Annotated in this window: 17 protein-coding genes; 14 read left to right on the top strand and 3 right to left on the bottom strand. The window is 66.7% G+C overall.

Translation table 11 applies throughout. The features are described 5' to 3' along the window. Window positions 1-13: 13 nt before the first annotated feature. Window positions 14-211, bottom strand: a complete 198-nt coding sequence (locus tag O9320_03180) for a DUF2842 domain-containing protein (protein ID MCZ8309829.1) — start codon at window positions 209-211, stop codon at window positions 14-16. Window positions 212-240: 29 nt separating this feature from the next. Here O9320_03180 and O9320_03175 point away from each other — a divergent pair, with 29 nt between their 5' ends. From O9320_03175 to O9320_03155, 5 genes are read left to right on the top strand one after another with little or no spacing between them, the layout of a single operon-like run. Further along, window positions 241-1,074, top strand: coding sequence for a methyltransferase domain-containing protein (locus tag O9320_03175; GenBank protein ID MCZ8309828.1), 834 nt, complete (start codon window positions 241-243; stop codon window positions 1,072-1,074). A 7-nt stretch (window positions 1,075-1,081) separates the two neighbouring features. After that, window positions 1,082-1,375 carry a DUF3572 domain-containing protein gene (locus O9320_03170; protein MCZ8309827.1) on the top strand — a complete coding sequence of 98 codons (294 nt, stop codon included), beginning with the start codon at window positions 1,082-1,084 and terminating at the stop codon, window positions 1,373-1,375. Next, window positions 1,366-3,864: an ATP-dependent helicase HrpB gene (hrpB, locus tag O9320_03165; protein MCZ8309826.1), complete on the top strand. Its 2,499-nt coding sequence runs from the start codon at window positions 1,366-1,368 to the stop codon at window positions 3,862-3,864. The genes O9320_03170 and hrpB overlap by 10 nt, the downstream gene beginning before the upstream one ends. After that, complete coding sequence (locus tag O9320_03160; GenBank protein MCZ8309825.1) at window positions 3,864-4,655, top strand: hypothetical protein; 792 nt, start codon at window positions 3,864-3,866, stop codon at window positions 4,653-4,655. Before hrpB ends, O9320_03160 begins: the two co-directional genes overlap by 1 nt. A 47-nt stretch (window positions 4,656-4,702) precedes the next feature. After that, window positions 4,703-5,311 (top strand): SPOR domain-containing protein, encoded by a 609-nt coding sequence (locus O9320_03155; GenBank protein MCZ8309824.1) that lies wholly within the window; start codon window positions 4,703-4,705, stop codon window positions 5,309-5,311. A gap of 22 nt (window positions 5,312-5,333) precedes the next feature. Here O9320_03155 and O9320_03150 read toward each other — a convergent pair whose 3' ends face one another. Continuing rightward, entirely contained in the window at window positions 5,334-5,567 is a 234-nt protein-coding gene (locus O9320_03150; protein ID MCZ8309823.1) for a hypothetical protein, read from the bottom strand. A gap of 301 nt (window positions 5,568-5,868) precedes the next feature. Between O9320_03150 and O9320_03145 the strand changes: the two genes are divergently transcribed. The 9 genes from O9320_03145 to O9320_03105 are packed head-to-tail and all read left to right on the top strand — an operon-like array spanning window position 5,869 to window position 19,640. Then, the gene (locus O9320_03145; protein MCZ8309822.1) at window positions 5,869-6,678 is read left to right on the top strand and encodes an endo alpha-1,4 polygalactosaminidase; all 810 of its coding nucleotides are present in this window, start codon (window positions 5,869-5,871) and stop codon (window positions 6,676-6,678) included. After that, window positions 6,675-8,933: a hypothetical protein gene (locus O9320_03140; protein ID MCZ8309821.1), complete on the top strand. Its 2,259-nt coding sequence runs from the start codon at window positions 6,675-6,677 to the stop codon at window positions 8,931-8,933. Before O9320_03145 ends, O9320_03140 begins: the two co-directional genes overlap by 4 nt. Then, window positions 8,930-12,076 (top strand): hypothetical protein, encoded by a 3,147-nt coding sequence (locus O9320_03135; protein MCZ8309820.1) that lies wholly within the window; start codon window positions 8,930-8,932, stop codon window positions 12,074-12,076. Before O9320_03140 ends, O9320_03135 begins: the two co-directional genes overlap by 4 nt. After that, window positions 12,073-13,668 carry a hypothetical protein gene (locus O9320_03130; GenBank protein ID MCZ8309819.1) on the top strand — a complete coding sequence of 532 codons (1,596 nt, stop codon included), beginning with the start codon at window positions 12,073-12,075 and terminating at the stop codon, window positions 13,666-13,668. The genes O9320_03135 and O9320_03130 overlap by 4 nt, the downstream gene beginning before the upstream one ends. Continuing rightward, window positions 13,656-14,645 carry a GAF domain-containing protein gene (locus O9320_03125; protein ID MCZ8309818.1) on the top strand — a complete coding sequence of 330 codons (990 nt, stop codon included), beginning with the start codon at window positions 13,656-13,658 and terminating at the stop codon, window positions 14,643-14,645. Before O9320_03130 ends, O9320_03125 begins: the two co-directional genes overlap by 13 nt. Then, window positions 14,642-15,772: a hypothetical protein gene (locus O9320_03120; protein MCZ8309817.1), complete on the top strand. Its 1,131-nt coding sequence runs from the start codon at window positions 14,642-14,644 to the stop codon at window positions 15,770-15,772. The genes O9320_03125 and O9320_03120 overlap by 4 nt, the downstream gene beginning before the upstream one ends. Beyond that, window positions 15,769-17,316 carry a GT4 family glycosyltransferase PelF gene (pelF, locus tag O9320_03115; protein MCZ8309816.1) on the top strand — a complete coding sequence of 516 codons (1,548 nt, stop codon included), beginning with the start codon at window positions 15,769-15,771 and terminating at the stop codon, window positions 17,314-17,316. Before O9320_03120 ends, pelF begins: the two co-directional genes overlap by 4 nt. Beyond that, complete coding sequence (gene pelG, locus O9320_03110; protein ID MCZ8309815.1) at window positions 17,316-18,707, top strand: exopolysaccharide Pel transporter PelG; 1,392 nt, start codon at window positions 17,316-17,318, stop codon at window positions 18,705-18,707. The genes pelF and pelG overlap by 1 nt, the downstream gene beginning before the upstream one ends. 3 nt (window positions 18,708-18,710) lie before the next feature. Then, window positions 18,711-19,640 carry an NAD-dependent epimerase/dehydratase family protein gene (locus tag O9320_03105; protein MCZ8309814.1) on the top strand — a complete coding sequence of 310 codons (930 nt, stop codon included), beginning with the start codon at window positions 18,711-18,713 and terminating at the stop codon, window positions 19,638-19,640. Here the strand turns inward: O9320_03105 and O9320_03100 are convergent. Then, window positions 19,637-20,533: a hypothetical protein gene (locus O9320_03100; protein MCZ8309813.1), complete on the bottom strand. Its 897-nt coding sequence runs from the start codon at window positions 20,531-20,533 to the stop codon at window positions 19,637-19,639. The genes O9320_03105 and O9320_03100 overlap by 4 nt on opposite strands. Between the last annotated feature and the right edge of the window lies 1 nt (window position 20,534).

Here is a 20,534-nt window from a genome sequence, read left to right as displayed (position 1 = left end):
GGAATGGAGGCTATCACGAAGGGCTGCGTGCCCCCCACTGCAAGATGCGGCCTGCAACCGGAACCCAGGCGATCCCAGCGACCAGATAGAACGCCAGATCGATCGCCCAATGGTCCGGCAGCCAGTCGCCGAGCGTGGCCGCAAGCCAGATATAGACGGCCAGGAATACGAGGATCGCGACGAACGCGAAGGTGGAGCGAAAACGGGGCATAAGGCATATAGATGCGACGGAATCCCAGAATGTCCAGCCCCAACCTTTCGCTCGACCGCTATTACGACCGCCTGACCCTCTATGCACGCTTGGCGCGCTGGCTTGGGTCGGATGCGGGCTATGGCGCCGCCACCGTGCATCGCGCCTTGCGCCCGACCAAAACTGGCGAGTCTCCGTTCGAGGTCGTGCATGGCCTGATCGATGCCGAACTCGGCCCCGCCGCGTTGCACCGCCTGCTCGATGCGGGCTGCGGTCTGGGCGGGACGAGCCTCTATTTCGCGCACCGACGCGGCGCGCAGTGCGACGGCATTGCCGTGTCGGCGAGCCAAGTACAGACGGCAAGCGACAATGCGCGCAAAGCCGGGCTCGAGGAACGCTGCCGCTTCCAAGTCGCAAGTTTCGACGGCCCTCTGCCGCCGCACGCGTTCGACGCGATCGTCGCGATCGAATCGCTCGCGCACGCGCCCGATCTTGCCGCCAGCATCGCCAATCTCGCCAAGAGCCTTGCCCCCGGCGGTCGGCTGGTGGTCGTGGACGATGTTGCCGATCCGGCGGCCGATGCAGGCGATGCGGCCTTGTTCAGGGCGGGCTGGCAGGTGCCGAGCTTCGTGCCGCACGCAACTTGGCTGGCGGCGTTCGCGCAAGCGGGGTTGCGGGTCGCGCGCGATGTCGATCTCACGGCCCGCATCCGCCAGCGCCGTACCTGGCAGCGCGCTGCCTTGAGCTTGCTCAATACGGCCGCTTGCGCCCTGGCACCGCACGCGGGTCTGCGCGCCGTCCTTGCCTCGCATCGCGGCGGTTTGGCGCTCGAACGGCTTTATGCGCGCGGCCAAAGTGCGTATCGGCTGTTTGTGGCGCTATAGTCGCGCCATGCCGATTCGCCAGTCCAATCCAGCGGCCGAGAACGCCGAGACCATCGCCCTGCAAGCGCTCGCCTGGCTTGCAAGCGAGGAGGACCATCTTGCGCGCTTCATGGGGCTTGCGGGGCTGTCGGTCGACGAATTGCGCGCGCGCGCTTCCGAGCCCGCCTTCTTGGGCGGTGTGCTCGATTTCGTGCTCGAAAACGAAGCCTTGCTCGTGGCTTTTGCGCAAGCGGCCGGGCTGAAGCCGGAGGCGGTGGCGCGCGTGCGCCGCCAATTGCCCGGAGCCCCGTTATGGGAGTGACGGCATCCTTGCCCATCGATGCTGCGATGGGCCCGTTGCTGGCCGCCCTCGCCGCTCATTCCAACGTCGTTCTCGAAGCCCCGCCGGGGGCCGGCAAAACCACGCGCGTTCCGCTCGCCTTGCTCGAGGCACCCTGGATTGCGGGCCGCAAGATCGTGATGCTCGAGCCGCGCCGCATTGCCGCACGCGCGGCCGCAAGGCGCATGGCGCATACGCTTGGCCAAGCGGTCGGCGAAACCGTCGGCTATCGCGTGCGCATGGACAGCCGCATCGGGTCCTCGACGCGCATCGAGGTCGTCACCGACGGCATTTTCGCGCGCCGCATCCAGCACGATCCAGCGCTCGAAGACGTGGCGATCGTGCTGTTCGACGAGTTCCACGAGCGCGGCCTCGAAAGCGATATGGGCCTCGCACTCGCCCTCGATGCGCAAGCCAATCTGCGGCCCGATCTGCGGCTCCTGGTGATGTCGGCCACGCTCGACGGCGTGGGCGTGGCGCGCATCATGGGCGAGGCACAAATCGTGCGCGCCGATGGCCGCGCCTTTCCGGTCGCCGTCGAATGGCAGCCGCGCCCGGAGATCCGCGACCTTGCGGACGCGACCGCGCGTACGGTGCGTCAGGCACTCGCGCGCGATCCGGGCGACGTGTTGGCCTTCCTGCCCGGTGTCGCCGAAATCCGCCGTGTCGCCGACCGGCTCGACGGGCTTGGGTCGGGCTACGACATTTTGCCGCTTTACGGCGATCTGTCGGCCGAAGCGCAGGACCGCGCGATTCAGCCCGCCATTGCAGGCCGACGCAAGATCGTGCTGGCGACTGCGATCGCGGAAACGTCGCTGACCATCGACGGGGTGGGCATCGTCGTCGACAGCGGCTTCAAGCGCGCGCCGCGATTCGATCCGCGCAGCGGCATGTCGCGCCTCGAAACGGTGCGCGTGAGCCAGGCTTCAGCCGAGCAGCGGCGCGGGCGTGCGGGCCGCGTGGGGCCGGGCACATGCTGGCGCCTGTGGGGCGAGGCCGAGCATCGGCAGCTTGCGCTTTACGACCGGCCGGAAATCGCAGCCGCCGATCTCGCACCGCTCGCTCTCGAACTTGCGGCGTGGGGGATTGCCGATCCGGCATCGCTGGCCTTGCTCGATCCGCCGCCCGCAGCGGCGTTTGCCCAAGCGCAGTCCTTGCTGGTCGAATTGGGCGCACTGGATGCGGCGGGCAAAATCACCGCGCATGGGCGCGCGATGGCCGAGCTTGCGGCACATCCGAGACTTGCGCACATGATGATCGAAGCCAAACGTGTGGGGCAGGGGGCCCTGGCGGCGGAGTTGGCGGCGCTCGTCGAAGAGCGCGACATTCTGCGCGGCTGCCGCGAAGCCGATCTGCGCGTGCGGCTCGAGATCCTCGCGCGCGACGTCGACAGTCGCCTGCCGACGGGTGCGAGCATCGACAAAGCGGCTGTCGCACGCGTGCGCGAAGCCGCGCGCGTTTGGCGCAAGCGCTTGGGGCTGGGTGCAGCGATCGAGAGCCAAGCGTCGGCCGGTCTTGTGCTTGCCTTTGCCTATCCCGACCGTATCGGCAAGCGCCGTGGCGGAACCGCACCCGGCTATCTCTTGTCGAACGGACGCGGGGCGGCGTTTGCAGCCCCTGAAAGCATTGCCGCTGAAGACTGGATCGTTGCGGCCGATCTCGACGGAGCCGCGCGCGAGGCGCGCATCTTTGCAGCCTTGCCCACGACCAAGGCCGAGATCGAAGCGGCGTTTGCCGCTCGCATCGTGGTCGAACGCGTCGTCGAATGGCAGCCGCGTCTGGAAGCCGTGGCGGCGGTCGAGCGGCGGCTGTTGGGTGCGATCGTGCTCGACGAACGCCCGGCGCGCGATCTCGCACCCGAGGAGTTGCGTGTGGCGATGCTCGCGGGCGTGCGCGCGATGGGCCTTGCACGCCTGCCTTGGACCGACGCGTGCCATGCTTTGCGCCGACGCGTGGCGTTTTTGCGCCGCCTCGACGAAGCGACATGGCCCGACCTTTCGGACGAAGCGCTGCTGGCAACGCTCGACGATTGGCTCGGTCCATATTTGGGCAAAGCATCGCGCGCGAGCCATTTGGCCGACATCGATCTTCACGAGGCATTGCTCTCGCAACTCGACTGGCAGTTGCGCAAGCGGCTCGATGCGCACGCCCCCACCCATTGGCAGGTGCCAACCGGCAACCGGCTCGCACTCGACTATTCAGGCGACGAGCCGGTCTTGGCCGTGCGGCTCCAGGAAATGTTCGGCTGCCGCGAAACGCCGCGCCTGGCCGACGGCAAAGTGCCTGTATTGCTGCATTTGCTGAGCCCCGCACGTCGGCCCGTGCAGGTGACCAAGGATCTCGCGGGGTTTTGGGCGGGCAGCTACAAAGAGGTCAAGCGCGACCTCAAGGGCCAATATCCCAAACATGTCTGGCCCGACGATCCGTTGTCAGCACTGCCCACCGCGCGCGCCAAGCCGCGAGGGACGTGATGCTCGCCGAAATGCTGCTCTATCGCTGCATGCGCACGGAAAAATGGGTCGAACGCATCGGCTATCGCGCAGGGGCCGTGCGGCTGTGGTCGCGTTTCGGCCGGTGCAAGCGCCTGTGGGCGCCGCATCTTGCCAACACGCGCAATTTCGTGGCCGAGGCTGCCAATGCCGCACCCAGGCGGCGCACGGCCCTCGTGTTCGGCTCGGGCCTGCTGGCCGATCTGCCGCTCGACCATCTCGCCAGCCGTTTTGCGCGCGTCGATCTTGTGGACATTGTGCATCTACCCACCACGCGCTGGCGTACCCGGCGCTATCCCAATGTGCGCCACATCGTGTGCGATCTCACGGGTGTGGGTGCAGGCCTCGTGGCGGGCGATCTACCCGAGCCGCAATCGGATTTCGGGCTCGACGATCCAAGCGTCGATTTCGTCGTTTCGCTCAATCTGGTTTCGCAACTGCCGTTGGCGGCCTCCGAGTGGCTCGAGGAAAAGCGCGGCTGGAGCGAAAGCCTGTGCGACGCCTATGCCGCACGCATTGTGGCGGCCCATCTTGCGCATCTGCGCCGTTTTGCCGGATCGGTCTGCCTCGTGGGCGATGCCGAGCGCCGCTTTTTCGACCGCAACGGTGTGGAGACCGACCGGCAGGATGCATGGTTCGGCGTGGCCCCGCCGCCGGCCGATGCGGCGTGGGACTGGGACCTTGCACCGCTTGGCGAGATATCGCGCGAGTATTCGGTGTGCAACCGCGTCATCGCCATTCGAGAGCTGCGCGACTCGATGCGAATCGCGTAGAATCGCCGAGTCGCATTTCATTCGCGCAAAAACGGAGTGCAGGGTCGATGGCCGGTCTGGGGCGGATTCTCGTGGCGGTTTTGCTTGGGCTCTGGGCGCTTCCGGCGTCCGCACAGGATATGCGCAGTGCGAGCGACGCGCTGAAACGCGGGCATTGGGAACTGGCGCGGCAAATTCTCGCACCGTTAGCCGAAGCGGAAAACGCCGATGCGCAATATGCGCTCGGAACGCTCTATGCCAACGGCGACGGCGTCGCTGCCAACATGGCGCGTGCCGAGCAGCTCTGGCGCCAGGCTGCCCAGAAGGGCCACGCGCGCGCGCGCGAGCAATTGGCGTTTCTGCGCGCAACCGACGCAACGCCCGCAACGGCGGCGCTCTCGTCTGGCAATCCTGTCGGCGGGCTCGAGCATTGGCGCGTGCAGATCGCAACCGTGCCCACGCCTGAATCCGCTCAGCGCGAATTCCGCCGTTTGGCGCGCCAATATGGCGAGATTCTTGCGGGTACCGATCTTGTGGCGCCGCTTTTCACGCTGCCGGACGGCGGCCAAGTGGTGCGCGTGCAGGCAGGCCCTGTCAGCGAAGAGCGCGCGCGCGACATCTGCGCCAAGCTGCGCGACATGAACGCAGGCTGCCGCGTGATTCGTCCGGAAGGCTGAGCCGGTAGGTTCGTACTGAAACTCAGTTCGCCGTTTCGGGCACTGCCGCCCGGCGGAACATTTCCGGGTTCATGAGTGCGGCAAACGAGAAGGTGCGCTGGATCGACGTATTGTCGAGCCGCCGCAGGCGCGCATGCGGAATCTTGTTCGGGTCCTGGAAAACCAGTTCGATTTCCCAGTTGTGGGTTTCGCGGCCGATCGTGATGAAGCGATCGCCTACTTTGAACCCGTCGCTCTTGTTCCGAAACATCGACATTTTTCAAATCGCCTGACTGCTGGAAGCGAACATTAGTCGCTTGGCGCGGCCGCGTAAAGCGTTGCGCAGTGCCCGCAATATTTAGCGTATTTGCATTTTGCAAATGACGTTGCGAATGCCGCTGCGAACGACGTTGCGGAACCTATCTTCGCCGCATTTGACAGAGTGAAAAATGGTAGAATCTTCCTCGATTCGGAAATCGATTCGCAGGCCGATTTGGCCATCGTTTGGGGCTTATGCGCAGATGCTTGCAACGGCTTTGGGGCTTCGCGCGATTGCTACATTTTGTGGGGTTCTATTCGTGTTATCGACGCTGCTGGGATTGGTGCGCGCACAGCCGCCATCGTTCCGATGGGCCGTGTACTACGCCGATGCGGCACCGCCCGAGGCATTTGCTCCCTTCGACATGGTGGTTTTCGACAGCGACCGGCATCCCGATCTCGGACCTTTGCGCGCGCGCAAAACGCTCGCCATTGGCTATCTGAGTGTGGGCGAGGTGCACCGCACGCGCAGCTATTTCGACGAGGTGCGGCAGCAAGGGCTGCTGCTCGACGAAAATCCGACTTGGCAAGGTGCGTTCGCGGTCGACATCCGCGACAAGCGCTGGCACGCGCGCATCCTCGACGAACTCGTACCCGCCATCCTCGCGCGCGGTTTCGACGGCGTGTTTCTCGACACGGTCGACACCGGCACCGATCTCGAACGGCGCGACCGCGCGCGCTTTGCCGGGGCGACGCTCGCCACGATCGAACTCGTGCGTGCGATCAAGCGTCGCCACCCGTCGGCCATCGTCGTGCTCAATCGCGGCTACGACATTCTGCCGGCCGTCGAAAACTCGGTCGACATGGTGCTTGCCGAATCGCTGGTGACGGCCTGGGATTTCCAGAACAACCGCGCGCGCCTCGCACCGGCACCCCAGCACGAGGCCGAGAGCGCCATGCTGCGGGAAGCGGCCCGCCGCAATCCCAAATTGAAGCTGCTGGCGCTTGAGTACTGGCCGCCCGAAGACGGCGCCATGCTGAAGGAGATCTATGCCAAAGTCCGGGCACTCGGCTTCGCGCCCTATGTCGCGACCGTCGCCCTCGACCGCGTGGTGCCCGAACCGCGATGATCCGCGCTCTTGTATTCGCCCTCTTGCTGGCGCTGCTCGGGTCCGCGTTCGCGCAAGCGCAGGCCCAGCCGGTGCCGCGCCGCGTGCTGGTGCTGTGGGATTCGACGTCGGTCGCGAAGGATTGGCGCAACAGCTTCGCGCATTCGATGCTCGAGATGCCGCTCAATCGGCTCGGCTACATCGCCGAGCCGCTCGACGTCGCCAAGAAGCTGCCCGATCCCGCAGGCTTTGCCGATGCGCACGCAGTCGTCGCCTGGATCGATACCGACAGCGTGCCGGATCCCGCCGACATGCTCGCCTTTCTCGAACGCGCCACGCGCGCTGGCTTGCGCTTCGTGCTGATCGGCGAGCCCGGCTTCCTGCGCGCGCGCAGCGGCGGCGAAGGCGTATCGCTTGCCGCTGCCAATGCCGTCTTCGAGCGTGCGGGCTTCCGCCTACTCGACGAATATGTGCGCCTCACTTTCGACGTCGAGGCCGATCCGCGCGTGCCGGCCTTGGTCGAATACGAACGCGCCCTCGAGCCGCCGCTCGCCCCGTTCGCGGTGTGGCGGCCGAGCGATACGGGCACGATCTCGGCCCTTGTTTTGCGAAAGCGCGACCGGCCCGAGACCGAGAGCCATGTCGTGATGGTTGGAAAACAGGGCGGGCTTGCGGCCTTGGGCTATTCGCATTTCTACGAGCCCGAATTGCGGCGGCGCCAATGGCGCATCGATCCGATCGTCTTCCTTGCGCGCACGCTGGGGGCAAACGACGCGCCGATCCCGGACGTGACGACCCTCGTCGGGCGGCGCATTTATTTCAGTCATATCGACGGCGACGGTTGGCGCAACGTGACCGAAATCCAGCCTGGCCGCCGCTTGCGCAAACTTTCGGCAGAAATCGTGCTCGATGAAGCGATCGCACCGTTTCCCGACCTGCCGGTGACGATGGCGCCCATTGTGGCGGATCTGCACTCCGAATGGTGCGGCACCCAAGAAGGGCGCGCGATCGCACGGCGCATCTTCGCACTGCCGCAGGTCGAGGCCGGCAGCCACACCTGGACGCATCCGTTCGACTGGCCGTTTTTCGAGCGGCCCGACGCCGAAGCGCTCGAGCGCGCGGTCGCGTCGCGCTATCCGGGTTGCCAGGAAAATGCAGGCTGGATTGCGAAAATGGTCGCGCGCGTTCGCAATCGCGTGTCGGGCAATACGGAAGCTAAAAAACGCGCCGCCGAATTCGACGGCCAGTACGGGGCTGCCGGTGCCTACAACACGCCGCGCGCATATGCAGGCAAACCCTATGCGCTCACCGACGAAATCGGCGGGGCTGCCGCTTACATCCAAACGCTGCTGCCGCCGGGCAAAACGCTCGGCCTCGTGCAATGGTCGGGCAACACGGCCCCGGGCGAGGCGGCGCTTGCGCTGGCGACGCAGGCGGGCTTGCGTAACATCAACGGCGGCGACACGCGCTTCGACGCCGAGTTCAATTCTTTGTCCTACGTCGCCCCGATCGGAAGGCGCGTCGGCGCGCACTGGCAGATCTACGCGGCCGCGTCGAACGAAAACACCTACACCGATCTGTGGAGCGACCGCTATTTCGGTTTTCGCGATCTCGCCGAGACGATCGCCAACACAGGTGCCCCGCGCCGTCTCACGCCCGTCAATGTGTACTACCATGTCTATTCGGGCGAAAAGGATGCCGCCCTGCAAGCGTTGCTCGGCAATCTTGCCTATGCGCGCGGGCTCGAGATCGCGCCGATCTTTGCAAGCCACTACGCCGCGATCGCCGAGGGTTTCTACCATGCGCGCATCATCGCCTTGGGTGACCGCGCGTGGCGCATCGAAGATCGCGGCGCTTTACAGACGGTGCGTTTTGATCCGCCGTTCGACGACGCGGCCGTAGACTTCGCGCGCGCCCGCGGCGTGCTCGGCTTCCGGCGCGAGGCGGGCGCGCTCTACGTGGCCCTCGATCCGGCTGAGGCCGCACCGGTCGTGGCCCTCGGGCGTGCGGGGCCCGCCAACACCGTCTATCTGATCGATTCGCGCTGGCCCATCGCCGATCTCAAGCGGGGGCAGGGGACCTTCGAATTCGCTGCCGAAGGCTTTGGCGCGGGCACCATGCATTGGCGCGTCGCACCCGATGCGCAATACGCGCTCGCGGTCGACGGCACGGAGATGGGCGAGGTGCGCGCCGACGCGCACGGCACGCTCGCATTGTCCTTGCCGCGCGCCGACGGGCGGCGCGTCGCGGTGCGTTTGCGGCGGGTGCAATCGTGAGCGGCCTCTATCGGCGCATGGCCGGCCAGTACGCGATGGTGGCAGCGCTTGCCGGGGCGAGTGTGGCCGCAAGCCTGCTGGTGCTGCCCGGCGAAGCCGAGCGGGCAGCCATGCATCTGCGCGACCGCGAATTCGGCGAGGCGCTCGAACTTTTCGAAGCGCGCCTCGCGCGCAATGGCCCGCAGGTCGCGACGGTGGCACCGCTTGCGCGTCTCTACGCCCAGCAAGGCGACGTTTCGCGCGCCATCGCGATGCTCGACAGCCTCGTCGCGACGGGTTCGCTCGAACGCGCTGAACTTATCGACACGCGCAAGCTTCTGCAGATCTATCTTCGCTGGGCCAACCGCGAGCCGGCACGGCGCGAGAATCTCGTCGAACTCGTGCGCCTCGAGCCCGCACGTGCTGCGATCCGCGAACTCGTGGCCCTCGCGAGTTTTGCCAACGACACCGACCAGCAGATTGCGGCGCTCGCCCAGCTCGCCACCTTGCCCGACGCCGAGCCCGAGGATTTCGTCGATCTGGCCGAGCTGCGCGCGGCCCGGCGCGAATTCGCCGACGCGGCGGCAACGCTCGCCGCATTGGCCGCACGCTTTCCCACCGCAATCGCACCAAGCGTGCTCGAATTGTGGATCGGCATGGCGCTTGAGAGCGGGGCGGTGTCGCAAGCACTCGCGATCGCACAAGCGCGCTTGCCGCCCAACGCGCCGAGCGAAATTGTCGGCGTCGTCGCGTCCGCCTTTTTGGGGCGCGGGCGGGCGGCCGAGGCGCTGGGTGCCCTTGCACCCGTCGAAGGCCGTTTGGGCAACGACCCGGCCGTCAACATGGCGCTGATGCGTGCTGCATCCGATGCGCAAGCCTTCCCGCTGCTCGCACGCCTGTTCGATTTGCAGATGGCGCGCGGGGTCGCCGATTTTGCACCGCGCTATCTCGGCGATCTCGTCGAGTTCGGCTTTGCCGCCGGCCGCGAGACGCAAGCGCTTGCACTGGCCGAGCGGCTCGATCCAAGCGCGCTCGGCGACGCGCAGCTTGTGCAGTTGATCGAGCAGACCTTGGCTTTGCGCCAAACGGCGTTGCTGCAAACGATTGCGCGCCGCATCGATCCCGCCCGCCTCGCGGCAGCGCCGATGCTGGCGGCGCGCATGCATCTGGCGGTCGGCCAGCGCGATCTCGCCGTTGCTGCTGCCATGCGCGCCGCCGAAGTGCCTGGCCGCACGCTTGGCGACACGCTCGACCTCGTGCAGATATTCGCGAGCCTCGAGATGCCCGAGCGCGCTTTGCGCCTGCTCGAAGCAGCGGCGCGCGATGCCGATCTGCCCGAAACGGCGATCGGCGACATGGCGCAGCTCTATATCGCCCTCAAGCGCACGCTAGACGGGGCCGTCGTGTTCGAGCGCTTGCGCCGCGAGCGGCCGCAGTCGTTGGCGGCCGTCACGGGCTGGGCGCTTACGAGTGCGTTGTCGGGCAGAGCCAATGCGGTGGCCGCGTGGCTCGATGCCGACGGTTCCGCGCTGTCGTCGCAGACATTGACCGATCTGTTTTTTGTGGGTGCCGACGCAAAGGCGCCTTCGCTGCAGCTTGCCGCCGCACGCCGCCTCCGCGCGCTCGAAGGCCCCACGCCGCAATCGCGCCTGCGCGTGGCGCAGGCCGCACTAGCCGCAGGTCGCGCACTCGAAGCTCTGCCCGAGGCGCGTGCCTTGCGCGCAGATCCGGGCGGCGACGAGGCCGAATATCTCTATCGCGAAAGCTTGAGCCAGGCGGCGCGCAACGATGCCGGTGCGCGCGCCGAATTGCGCACGTATTGGCGCAGCCGCCTTGCCGACGCAAACTTGCGCCAAGCCGCACGCGACGAAGCGCTTTATGCGCTGATCGACCAGCGCGCATGGGACGACGCGTTGCCCGAGCTTGCTCGCCGGGCCCGCCGCGATCCCGGCGAATGGCTCGGCGCTTACGTGAGCGTGGCGCGCTCGGCCGGGCGTGCATCGGCTGTCGTCGACTTGCTGCAGGCGGTGGCGGGCGACGGTGCTTTGCCGCCGCAAGCACGCGCAAACGCGGCCTATGCGCTGCTCGAGCTTGCGCCCGCCCAAGCGCTCGGCGTCTTGCGCCGCATGGCGGCCGACATTGGCGGCGAATGGCAAGACGCGCTCGATCTGGCGCTCGAGCGCGCGGGTCTGCAGGGCGAGTTGCTGGCAAGCCTTGTGGCGCGCGCGCAGAAGCCCGGCCTCGACGAAAGCCAGCGCAGCGCTTTGGCCTATCGCGTTCTCGATCTTGGCGACAAGGCCACGGCCCTTGCACTCTACCAACAGATCGCCGAGGGCCAACCGGCCGACAGCACGGCCGCGCAGCAAGCGCTCTACGTGATGGGTCCGCGACCCGAGCCCGCACAGCTTGCCTGGATCGAAGCGCAGGCGAAGGCTTCGTCGGGCAACGCGCGCATGGGCTGGATCAACGTGCTGCGCAATGTGGGTGCCGCGCCGCGTGCGGCCGAATTGCTGGCGCAAGACGCAGCCCAGCCCAGCCGTGCCGGCGGAGCGGCGGCGTTGCTTGCGGCTGAAATCTATCTGGCCGCAGGTGGGCGTGCCGAAGCCTTGCGGCTCATCGAAGCGCGCATCGCAAACGAAACGGTGCCGGACTTCGCACAGCGTGCGGGCGAACTTGCGCAAGCGCTGGGCCGCAACGATCTCGCACGCCAGGCGTTCGACCGACTCTTCCTGCTCGATCCCTCGCGCCCGGCCGCCCAGCGCCTTGCTGGGCTTGCAGCCTATGCGGCCGGCGACATTGCGCGTGCGCGCGATCTGCTGCAGCGCTATCTCGCCGGGCCCGTTGGCCAAACAGCCAGCGATTGGGAGGCGCACTACGCGCTTGGCGAGATCGCGGTGCGGCTACGCGACCGTGCCGCCGCACGCGTTCAGCACGCAGCCGCAATCGCCGCCATCGACAAGCTGCAAGCCCCGCCCGCCTATGTGCAGGCGGCTAAGGCCTATGCGCTGTTCCGCGTCGGCCTTGCCGACCAGTCGGTCGAACTGTTCGAGCGTCTGCTGCGCGCCCAGCCCGGCAATCGCGATCTGCGCGCCGACTATGCGGGCGTGCTGATCGAGCTTGGCCGCAATGCCGAAGCGCGCGTCGTTCTGGAGGACCGCTCATGAGCGCGCGGATCCGCCTCTTCCTTGTTGCGGCTTTCGCGGCGTTGCTTGGCGTCGCGGTGCCGCTTGCCGCACAAACGGCCCCGCCGCGCCTGGACATGACGTGGTCGAGCGAAGGGCCGCTTGCCAATGTGCGCATCGTGGCGGTGCCGCCGGTCGAAATGCGCCTCGAAACCAAAGGCCGCGAAGCCGTGCTGCGATTTGCGCGCCCCGTTGCGGCCTTCGAGGCGGGCGGGCTGCAGCGCGACCTCGCACGTTTCGTCGAGACCGTGACCAGCGGCTTCGATACGCTTGTGTTTGTCGGCACGCAGGATGCGAGCCCCACGCTGCGCCGCGAAGACGGCGGCGTGCTGCTCGTGCTGCGTTTGCCGGAACGCCAAGTGGCCGACGAAACGGCCCCCGATGGTATAGCGGTCGAACGTGCCGAGCGGCGCCTGCAGCGTTTGCGCGCCGTCCTCGAAGCGCAGAGCGGCCAGACCGACATTGCGCGCGGCAGGCTGGCGCGCCTCACGCAGGAAGATCCGAGCGACGCCGAAGCGCTGGCGCAGCTTGCAAGCGTGGAGCGTCAGATCGGCCGCCCGTTGCGCGCGGCCAATCTGCTAGCGCGTGCGGCAGCCCTTGATCCCGGCAATCCGGACATCGCCGCGGCACGCGCCGAACTTGCGCGCGGCGACGCCGCTTTCACGCGCGTCGAGCCTGAATATCGGCGCACAAGTTCGCAGGAGAAGCGATATCTCGTCGGAACGACGGCCGAAGCGCCGATCAATCTTGCCTGGCGCGCAACGGCCGCCTTCGACACGGTGCAGCTCGACAGCCCCGGCGTGCGCCGCGCGAACGGACAGACCGGCGCCTTCAAAGGCGGGCGCCAGCGCGGCGCCGTCGGGCTCGCCTGGCGCGGCGACGAGGGTACGCGCGTGCACGGCCAGATATTCGCGAATGCCGAACGTCTGGGTGTCGGGCTCAGCACCGACCTTGTCAGCGATCTTGCGCGCTACGGCCTCGGCGTCGAGCTTGCGCGTCCCTACTGGGATTTTTCGGAGAGCCTCGTGGCCGGCGGTACGCGCGATCGCGTCTTCGCTGAATACGGCGAGCGCGCGTTCCTCGGGCTCGATCTGCGCGTGCGCGCAGGCCTCAGCCGCTACGGCCTGCCGGGCTTGATCGACGGTGCGCGCTTGGCAACGCTCGACGGCGAGCTGCGCTTGCCGCTCGACGGCATTGTGCAGGGCGCATCGCTTGCCTACGCGTTCGACGGCGAATATCCGTGGCGCATCACGCGCGCCGCCGACCCCACGTTGGCAGGGGCCGAATACCGGCCCATTCCGGTGCGCTATCGCGAAGTGCATGCCGTGCTCGCGGGCTACACGCTCGATTTCAAGCGCGCCTTCGACGCGGTGTGGCCGATCGTGGCGGATTTTTCGGCGGGCCCCGCTTACGACCGCTACGGCCATCGCGGCGGCCCCTTGCTGGGGGCAAGTGCCGCTTGGCTGGGCGACGGCGCGTTGCATGGCGGTTTGCGCACCGGCTATGGGCGCGGCGTGGGGCGCGATTCTTCGGCGGCAACGACGATCGGCGGATATCTGACATGGCGGATGTAGTCCAACCTCAAGTGCCGGAAGCCAAGGACGCCGCACCGCGTCTGCTGGGCGTGCGCCAATCGGCGTTGGTCGAGATTGCGGTCTTTTTCATCGTGGCCTTGGCGATCGATTTCCTGTTCCTCGACTTCAGCCGCTATGCCAGCCTGCAGCCGCATCCGTTCTGGCTCATCGTGCTGCTGTGCGCGGTGCAGTACGGCACGGGCGAAGCGCTGCTGGCGGCGGTCGCTGCGACGGCGGCTTTGCTCGTCGGCAATATGCCGGCCCAAAGTTTCGACGAAGATCTCTATGGCTGGCTCTTGCGCGCCACGCTCGATCCGCTGATGTGGGCGGTGGCGGCCGTGCTGTTCGGCGAGCTGCAGGGCCGCGTGCGGCGCGAACGCGACGGTCTGCGCACCGAACTCGAACAGTCGCGCCGGCGCGAAGAGGTTATCGCAGCCGCCTATCGCAGGCTCGATATACGGCGCGAAAGCCTTGAAGCGCGCGTGGCGGGCCAGCTGCGCACCGTGTTCGCGATCTACAACGCCGCCAAAGGCATTGAGCGCATGTCGGCCCAGCAGGTCGAGGCGGGCGTGGGCGAGCTTGTGCGCACGGTCATGGGGCCGCGCCGCTATTCGCTGTTCCTGCTGCGCGGCGACGTGCTCGAGCTCGCGATGAACGAAGGCTGGCCGTCGCAAGCAGGCGAAAACGCGCGCAGCTTCGACGGCAGTTCGCCCTTGTTCCAGGCCGTCGTCGGCTCGCGCCGCACGCTCGTGGCGGCGGTAGAGGCCGATGACCTGGCGATGCGCGGCGAAGGCCTGCTTGCGGCCCCGCTGCTCAATGTCGATACGGGCGAAGTCGTCGGCATGCTCAAGATCGAAGAGATGGGCTTTCTCGATCTCACGGCCACGACGATCGAAAATTTTCGCCTGCTGTGCGAATGGATCGGTACCGCCTACGCCAATGCCAGCCGCACGGCGCGTTTGAAGGCGGATCCATGAGCCAGACACAAGGCAACGAGCGGCGGCAGGCGCGGCGCGACCGCGAACATACGGCGATGCTGGCGCAATTGTCGTCGCTGGCGGCCGAAGTGCCGATCGTCGAAACCTGTCTGCTCGGCCTTGCCGCTTGTGCTGCAATATCGCTCGGCTGGTTTGCGGCGATCGTGGGCCAAATCGGCGTGGTTGAGGCCTTGGCGATCCATGCGGGTGCGGTCGGCGTTTTGGGCGCGTGGAGTTGGAGCGTTGCCAATCGCAAACGCGATCTGCGTTTGCCGTATCTGCTGGTCGGATCGGCCGCTCTTACCGGGCCGTTCGGTGCGGCAGGGACGGTTTTGTGCGCACTTCTTTACGCGCTGTTCCGCCGCCATACGTCGAGTTTCGAGGAATGGTATGCGGCCCTGTTTCCGGCACAGAAGACAGCAAGTGCGCGTGCCCTCTTCCAGGAGATCGTCGGCGATGGCACCGACGATCGCGCGGCCGCCCGTTCGGTTGCGAGCTTCACGGACATACTGGCCTTCGGCACGTTCGAACAGAAGCAAGGTCTGCTCGCACTGATCGCCACCTATTTTAAACCGGCCTTTGCGCCGGCCCTGAAAGCGGCGCTCGCGCACGAGGAACCTGCGATCCGCGTGCAGGCTGCGACCGCCGTGGCCCAGATCGAACAGCGCTTCATGCGCCGCTCGGTCGATCTCGAGGGCGAGCTTGCGCGCCGCCCCGGCGACGTGCCGCTGATCGCCGCCGCCGCCCGGCACTACGACGAATACGCGTTCACGGGCTTGCTCGATTCCGAACGCCAGGACGAAAACCGCAAGCGCGCTTTGGCGCTCTATTCGGCGGCACTTGAAAAGACGCCCGAGAACGGTACCCTCGAGCTTGCCAAGGGCCGTCTGCTCGTGCGGCTCGAAGCTTTCGAAGAGGCAAGCCAACTGCTCGCCCGCTCGGCCGAGGCCGGACGCCTGCCGCCGGTCGGCACGATCTGGTATCTCGAATGCCTGTTCCGCCAGCGCGCCTATGCAAGGCTGCGCAATGTGGCGGCACGCATTGCACCGCTGCTCGACAAGGATCCCGCTGCCGATCCGCTGCTGCGCGATGCCGCCAATCTGTGGGGCGGGCGCCAGATCGCATGAGCATCGCGGAGCCCGGAGTCGATTTTGCGAACTTCCCGAGCGCGGATGTGTGTCTGCTGCTCGAAGGTACGTACCCGTACGTGTCGGGCGGCGTGTCCACGTGGGTGAACGACCTCATTCGCGCGCAGCCCCATCTGACCTTCCATTGCGTGGCGCTGCTGGCCGACCGGCGCGCGCGCGCGTTCAAATATCCGATCGCCGACAACGTGGTCGGCCTCACGCATGTGTATCTGCAGCAACCTGCGGCGGGGCCTAAGCATGTGCGCGGTTTGAAGAAGCTGTTCGATGCACTCGAGCCTTCGCTGCTCGCGATCCAGGCGCGCGGCGGCATTTCCGATCTCGCGCGCATCGTCGAGCTTGTGGCACCCTATCGCACGCGGCTCGGGGCCGAGACGCTGCTCAATTCGCAGACCGCGTGGAACGCGCTTGTGCGCATGTACCATGCAAGCGTGCCAGACTGCTCGTTTCTCGACTATTTCTGGACGTGGCGCGCGCAGCTCGGCGGGCTGTTTGCGGCCTTGCTCGCACCGCTGCCGCAGGCGCGCGTGTACCATACGATATCGACCGGCTATGCGGGTTTGATGGCCGCACGTGCGCACCTCGAAACCGGGCGGCCATGTTTCGTGACCGAGCACGGCATCTACACCAACGAGCGGCGCATCGAGATCACGATGGCCGATTGGCTGTCGGCGAACCGGCCGCGCATGCTGGCGGTCGACCGCTCGCGGCGCGATCTCAAGGATCTGTGGATCGACACGTTCGTGGCCTATTCGCGCGCGATCTATTCGACCGCAAGCGCCATCGTGACCCTCTACGAAGGCAACCAAGCCATGCAGCGGCGCGACGGCGCGCCGCTTGAGCGCTTGCGCGTGATCCCCAACGGCATCGACTACGACGCCTATGCGGCCGTGCCGCGCGCCGACGAAGGGCGGAAGCCCACTGTTGCGCTGATCGGCCGCGTCGTACCCATCAAAGACGTCAAAACCTTCATCCGTGCCGTGGCCGCCGTGAAGCGCGAGGTGCCCGACGTCGAAGCCCTGGTACTCGGGCCCGAGGACGAAGATCCCGCTTACGCGGCCGAGTGCCGCGATCTCGTGCGCATTCTCGGCCTCGAAAGCACGCTGCGCTTCATGGGAAGGCAGAAGCTCACCGACTGGCTCGGCCGCATCGATGCGCTTGCTCTCACCTCGGTGTCCGAAGCCCAGCCGCTCGTGATCCTCGAAGGCGGGGCGGCCGGCGTGCCCACCGTGGCGACCGATGTGGGTGCGTGCCGCGAGATGCTCGAAGGGCGCAGCGACGAAGCCGAAACACTTGGACCCGGCGGCGAGATCACCGGGCTTGCCGATCCGGCCGCGACGGGCCGTGCGCTTGCGCGCCTGCTGCGCGACAAAGCCTGGCATGCGCGCTGCGCCGCCGCCATCAAGCGGCGCGTCGAGCTCTACTACAACAAAAAGACCATCGACGGCATCTACCGCACGCTCTACGAAAGCTACCGCGATGCGCCGACCAAAGCGGTTTCGCGTACTGGCAGCGAGGCGGCCTGATGGCAGGGATCGGCTTCTCGCTGCGGGACCTCGCCAGGCGCGACGACGTGCTCGGTACGCTGCGCGCCTTCATGCACGCGACGTTGGTGGCCGCAGGCCCGTGGCTTGTGACGATCCTGTGCCTCGGCACTTTGTCGATCGTTGCGACCGATCTTGCTGCCGACCAGGACGTGGCGATCTTCCGCATCGTCGTGATCTACAATTTCGGCTTCTCGCTGACCTTGACCGGCCCCGTCGCGATCGTGGTGACGCGCTATCTCGCCGACCAGATCTACGTGCGCAATGTGAGCGAAGGCCCCGGCATGCTGCTGGGCGCACTCGGCATGATGGCGGCGATCCAACTGCCGTTCGTGGTCGGGCTCTACGGCTTTGCGATCGACGCCCCGCTCGAAGTGCGCTTGGCCGCGATCGCAAGCTATCTCGTGACGGGTGCCTTGTGGATCGCTGGCGTGTTTCTTTCCACGCTCAAGGATTTCCGCACCATCACGACTGCGTTCCTGGTCGGTATGGGCTCGGGGCTCGCGGCGGGCATCGTGCTCGGCAAGTTCGGGGCTGCCGGGCTCCTGTCGGGTTTCACGATCGGGCTTTGCATCGTGCTCTACGCGCTCGTGGCGCGCATCTTCGCCGAATATCCGTATCCCGTGCTGAACCCGCTCGGCTTTGCGCCGTATTTCAAGCGCTATTGGGATCTGGCGCTGACGGCCCTTGCCTACAATATGGCGATCTGGGTCGACAAATGGATCATGTGGCTCGAGCCCGACCGCACGGTCGAGGCGGGGGCACTCGTGTCGTATCCGCTCTACGACAGTGCGATGTTCCTCGCCTACATGACGATCCTGCCCGCGATGGCGCTGTTCGTGCTGATCGTCGAAACCGCGTTCTTCGAACGCTACATGGCCTTCTTCGCGCAGATCCGCGGCCACGGTACATGGGCGCGGATCCGGGCGGCCCAGCTTGACCTTATCGACACGGTGGGCGAGGGCTTCCGTATCCTCGTGGTGCTGCAAGGCGCCATCACCTATCTCGCGATCCTGCTGGCCCCCACGATCTTCACCGCCCTCGGCGTGAGCTTTGCCGAGATGGGCATGTTCCGCCTCGGCGTGCTGGGCGCTTTGTTTCATTCGCTGTTGCTGTTCGTGCTGATCGTGTTCGCCTATTTCGATCTGCGCATGCTCGCCCTCAAGATCACGCTGTTCTTCCTCGCCTCCAACGCATTGTGCACCGCGCTCTCTCTTTATGCGGGCTTCACCTGGTACGGCTACGGCTATTTCGCGTCGGCACTTGCGAGCTTCATGCTTGCCTACACGATCATGCTGCGCAAGCTCGCGAACCTTCCCTATCTCTCCTTCGTCGAATCCAACCCCTCGATCCGCGCGCACAAGGCAGACTGATCCATGGCGAAATATCTCGTGACCGGCGGTGCCGGCTTCATCGGCTCGCATCTGTGCGACGCTTTGCTTGGCGCTGGCCATCGCGTGCGCGTGCTCGACGATCTTTCGACCGGCAAGCGCGCCAATCTCGATGCGCGCGCCGAACTCGTCGTGGGCGATGTCGGCGACGCTGCGGCAGTCGCTGCTGCCGCCGAAGGCATGGACGGCATCGTGCATCTGGCGGCGATAGCGTCGGTGCAGCGCAGCACCGAAGATTGGCCGGGCACGCATCGCACGAACTTGACCGGCACCATCCATGTGTTCGATGCGGCGCGCCGTGCGGATGGCGGCATTCCGGTCGTCTACGCGTCGTCGGCGGCGGTCTACGGCAACAATCCGAAGTTGCCGCTGGCCGAAGATAGTGCGACCAAGCCTCTGTCGGCCTACGGGGCAGACAAATTGGGCTGCGAGCTGCATGCGCACGTGGCGGGGCTCGTGCACGGCGTGCCGAGTGCGGGCTTCCGTTTCTTCAACGTGTTCGGCCCGCGCCAGGATCCGGCCAGCCCCTATTCGGGCGTGATCTCGATCTTTGCGGCCCGCGTGCAGAAGGGCCAGGCCTGCACGATCCAGGGCGACGGCGGCCAAGCGCGCGACTTTGTGTACGTGGCCGACGTGGTGGCCGCCTTGCGCAAGGGGCTCGACGCAGCTTCCGTTTCGGCGCCGGTGTTCAACGTGGGCACGGGCCATGCCACCAGCGTGCTCGATTTGGCGCGGCTGCTGCAGCGCTTGGCGCGCTCGAACGCAGATCCGGCGTTCGCCCCTCCGCGCGCGGGCGACATCCGGCTCTCGCTCAGCGACTGCACGCGGCTGCGGTCCTTGGGCTGGGCGCCGCACACGAGCCTCGAAGCGGGGCTCGAGGCGACGTTGGACTGGCTGCGCCGTACTGCGACCTAAAACGACGACCAGCACAGCTCGTGTTTGTTGTGGAACAGATGCCGCAGGCGGCTGCCCGGGATCGCCGCGAAACGCTGCGCGGTTTCGTGGTCGGTGGCGCCCTGGAATTTGAGCGTGCACACGATACGGCGGGCGAGACCTGATTCGCGCCAGCGCTGCACGAGTTCGTAGAGCCGCGCCGGATAGCAGATCACATCGCTGAACAGCCAATCGACCGGGCCGATCTCGGCGGGCTCGAGGGCGAAGGCGCTTGCCTGGCGCCATTCGATGCCGGGCAGGGCCATCACATTCTCATCGAGCGGCGCCTTGTCGACCGCGAGCACGGAAGCGCCGAGCTTGGCGAGCACCCAGCTCCAGCCGCCGGGCGATGCACCCAGATCGACGCAACGCTGGCCCGGCTGCGGCATTTCGCCCGCGAGCGTCAGCGCTTCCCAGAGCTTCAGATAGGCCCGGCTCGGCGGGCCGCTGCGATCCTCGACGAAGCGGCATTCGCCGTGCGCGAAGGCGCTGCTGCAATCGGGGCTTGCAAGAAGCCGATCGGGGGCGAGCAGCATCCAGGACCCCATGGGGGCTGCCGGCGGGAAGGTGCCGAATTCGAGCGGCTTGCCCGATACTTTCGGCAAGCCCTCCTGGATCAACGCCCCGCGGCGGTGGGCGAGATGCGGCAGGTATGCCCAGTTGCGCTGCAGCGCGCGCAAGGCCTTGACCCCGTCGCCGATCGACACGATCGGAATTTCGCGCGGATTGCGCCACACATTTTGTGCCCAGGCGGCGGCCCGCGGCGGCCCTTCCGCCATCAGCAGGCGCCCATATTCGGCGACGACGGTGCCGAGCTCTTCGCGCAGCGGTTCCACGAAGCCTTCGGCGGCGAGATATGCGGCGATCTGCGTCATT

Origin of the sequence: Magnetospirillum sp. (genome assembly GCA_027532905.1) — a bacterium.
GTDB lineage: Bacteria > Pseudomonadota > Alphaproteobacteria > CACIAM-22H2 > CACIAM-22H2 > Tagaea.
This window is presented reverse-complemented; position numbering and strand designations above follow the sequence as displayed.

Excerpts from the sequence above, each read along its gene's own strand:
- O9320_03180 (MCZ8309829.1), bottom strand. The coding sequence starts at position 211 with ATGCCCCGTTTTCGCTCCACCTTCGCGTTCGTCGCGATCCTCGTATTC.
- O9320_03175 (MCZ8309828.1), top strand. The coding sequence starts at position 241 with ATGTCCAGCCCCAACCTTTCGCTCGACCGCTATTACGACCGCCTGACC.
- O9320_03170 (MCZ8309827.1), top strand. The coding sequence starts at position 1,082 with ATGCCGATTCGCCAGTCCAATCCAGCGGCCGAGAACGCCGAGACCATC.
- hrpB (MCZ8309826.1), top strand. The coding sequence starts at position 1,366 with ATGGGAGTGACGGCATCCTTGCCCATCGATGCTGCGATGGGCCCGTTG.
- O9320_03160 (MCZ8309825.1), top strand. The coding sequence starts at position 3,864 with ATGCTCGCCGAAATGCTGCTCTATCGCTGCATGCGCACGGAAAAATGG.
- O9320_03155 (MCZ8309824.1), top strand. The coding sequence starts at position 4,703 with ATGGCCGGTCTGGGGCGGATTCTCGTGGCGGTTTTGCTTGGGCTCTGG.
- O9320_03150 (MCZ8309823.1), bottom strand. The coding sequence starts at position 5,567 with ATGTCGATGTTTCGGAACAAGAGCGACGGGTTCAAAGTAGGCGATCGC.
- O9320_03140 (MCZ8309821.1), top strand. The coding sequence starts at position 6,675 with ATGATCCGCGCTCTTGTATTCGCCCTCTTGCTGGCGCTGCTCGGGTCC.
- O9320_03130 (MCZ8309819.1), top strand. The coding sequence starts at position 12,073 with ATGAGCGCGCGGATCCGCCTCTTCCTTGTTGCGGCTTTCGCGGCGTTG.
- O9320_03125 (MCZ8309818.1), top strand. The coding sequence starts at position 13,656 with ATGGCGGATGTAGTCCAACCTCAAGTGCCGGAAGCCAAGGACGCCGCA.
- O9320_03120 (MCZ8309817.1), top strand. The coding sequence starts at position 14,642 with ATGAGCCAGACACAAGGCAACGAGCGGCGGCAGGCGCGGCGCGACCGC.
- pelF (MCZ8309816.1), top strand. The coding sequence starts at position 15,769 with ATGAGCATCGCGGAGCCCGGAGTCGATTTTGCGAACTTCCCGAGCGCG.
- pelG (MCZ8309815.1), top strand. The coding sequence starts at position 17,316 with ATGGCAGGGATCGGCTTCTCGCTGCGGGACCTCGCCAGGCGCGACGAC.
- O9320_03105 (MCZ8309814.1), top strand. The coding sequence starts at position 18,711 with ATGGCGAAATATCTCGTGACCGGCGGTGCCGGCTTCATCGGCTCGCAT.
- O9320_03100 (MCZ8309813.1), bottom strand. The coding sequence starts at position 20,533 with ATGACGCAGATCGCCGCATATCTCGCCGCCGAAGGCTTCGTGGAACCG.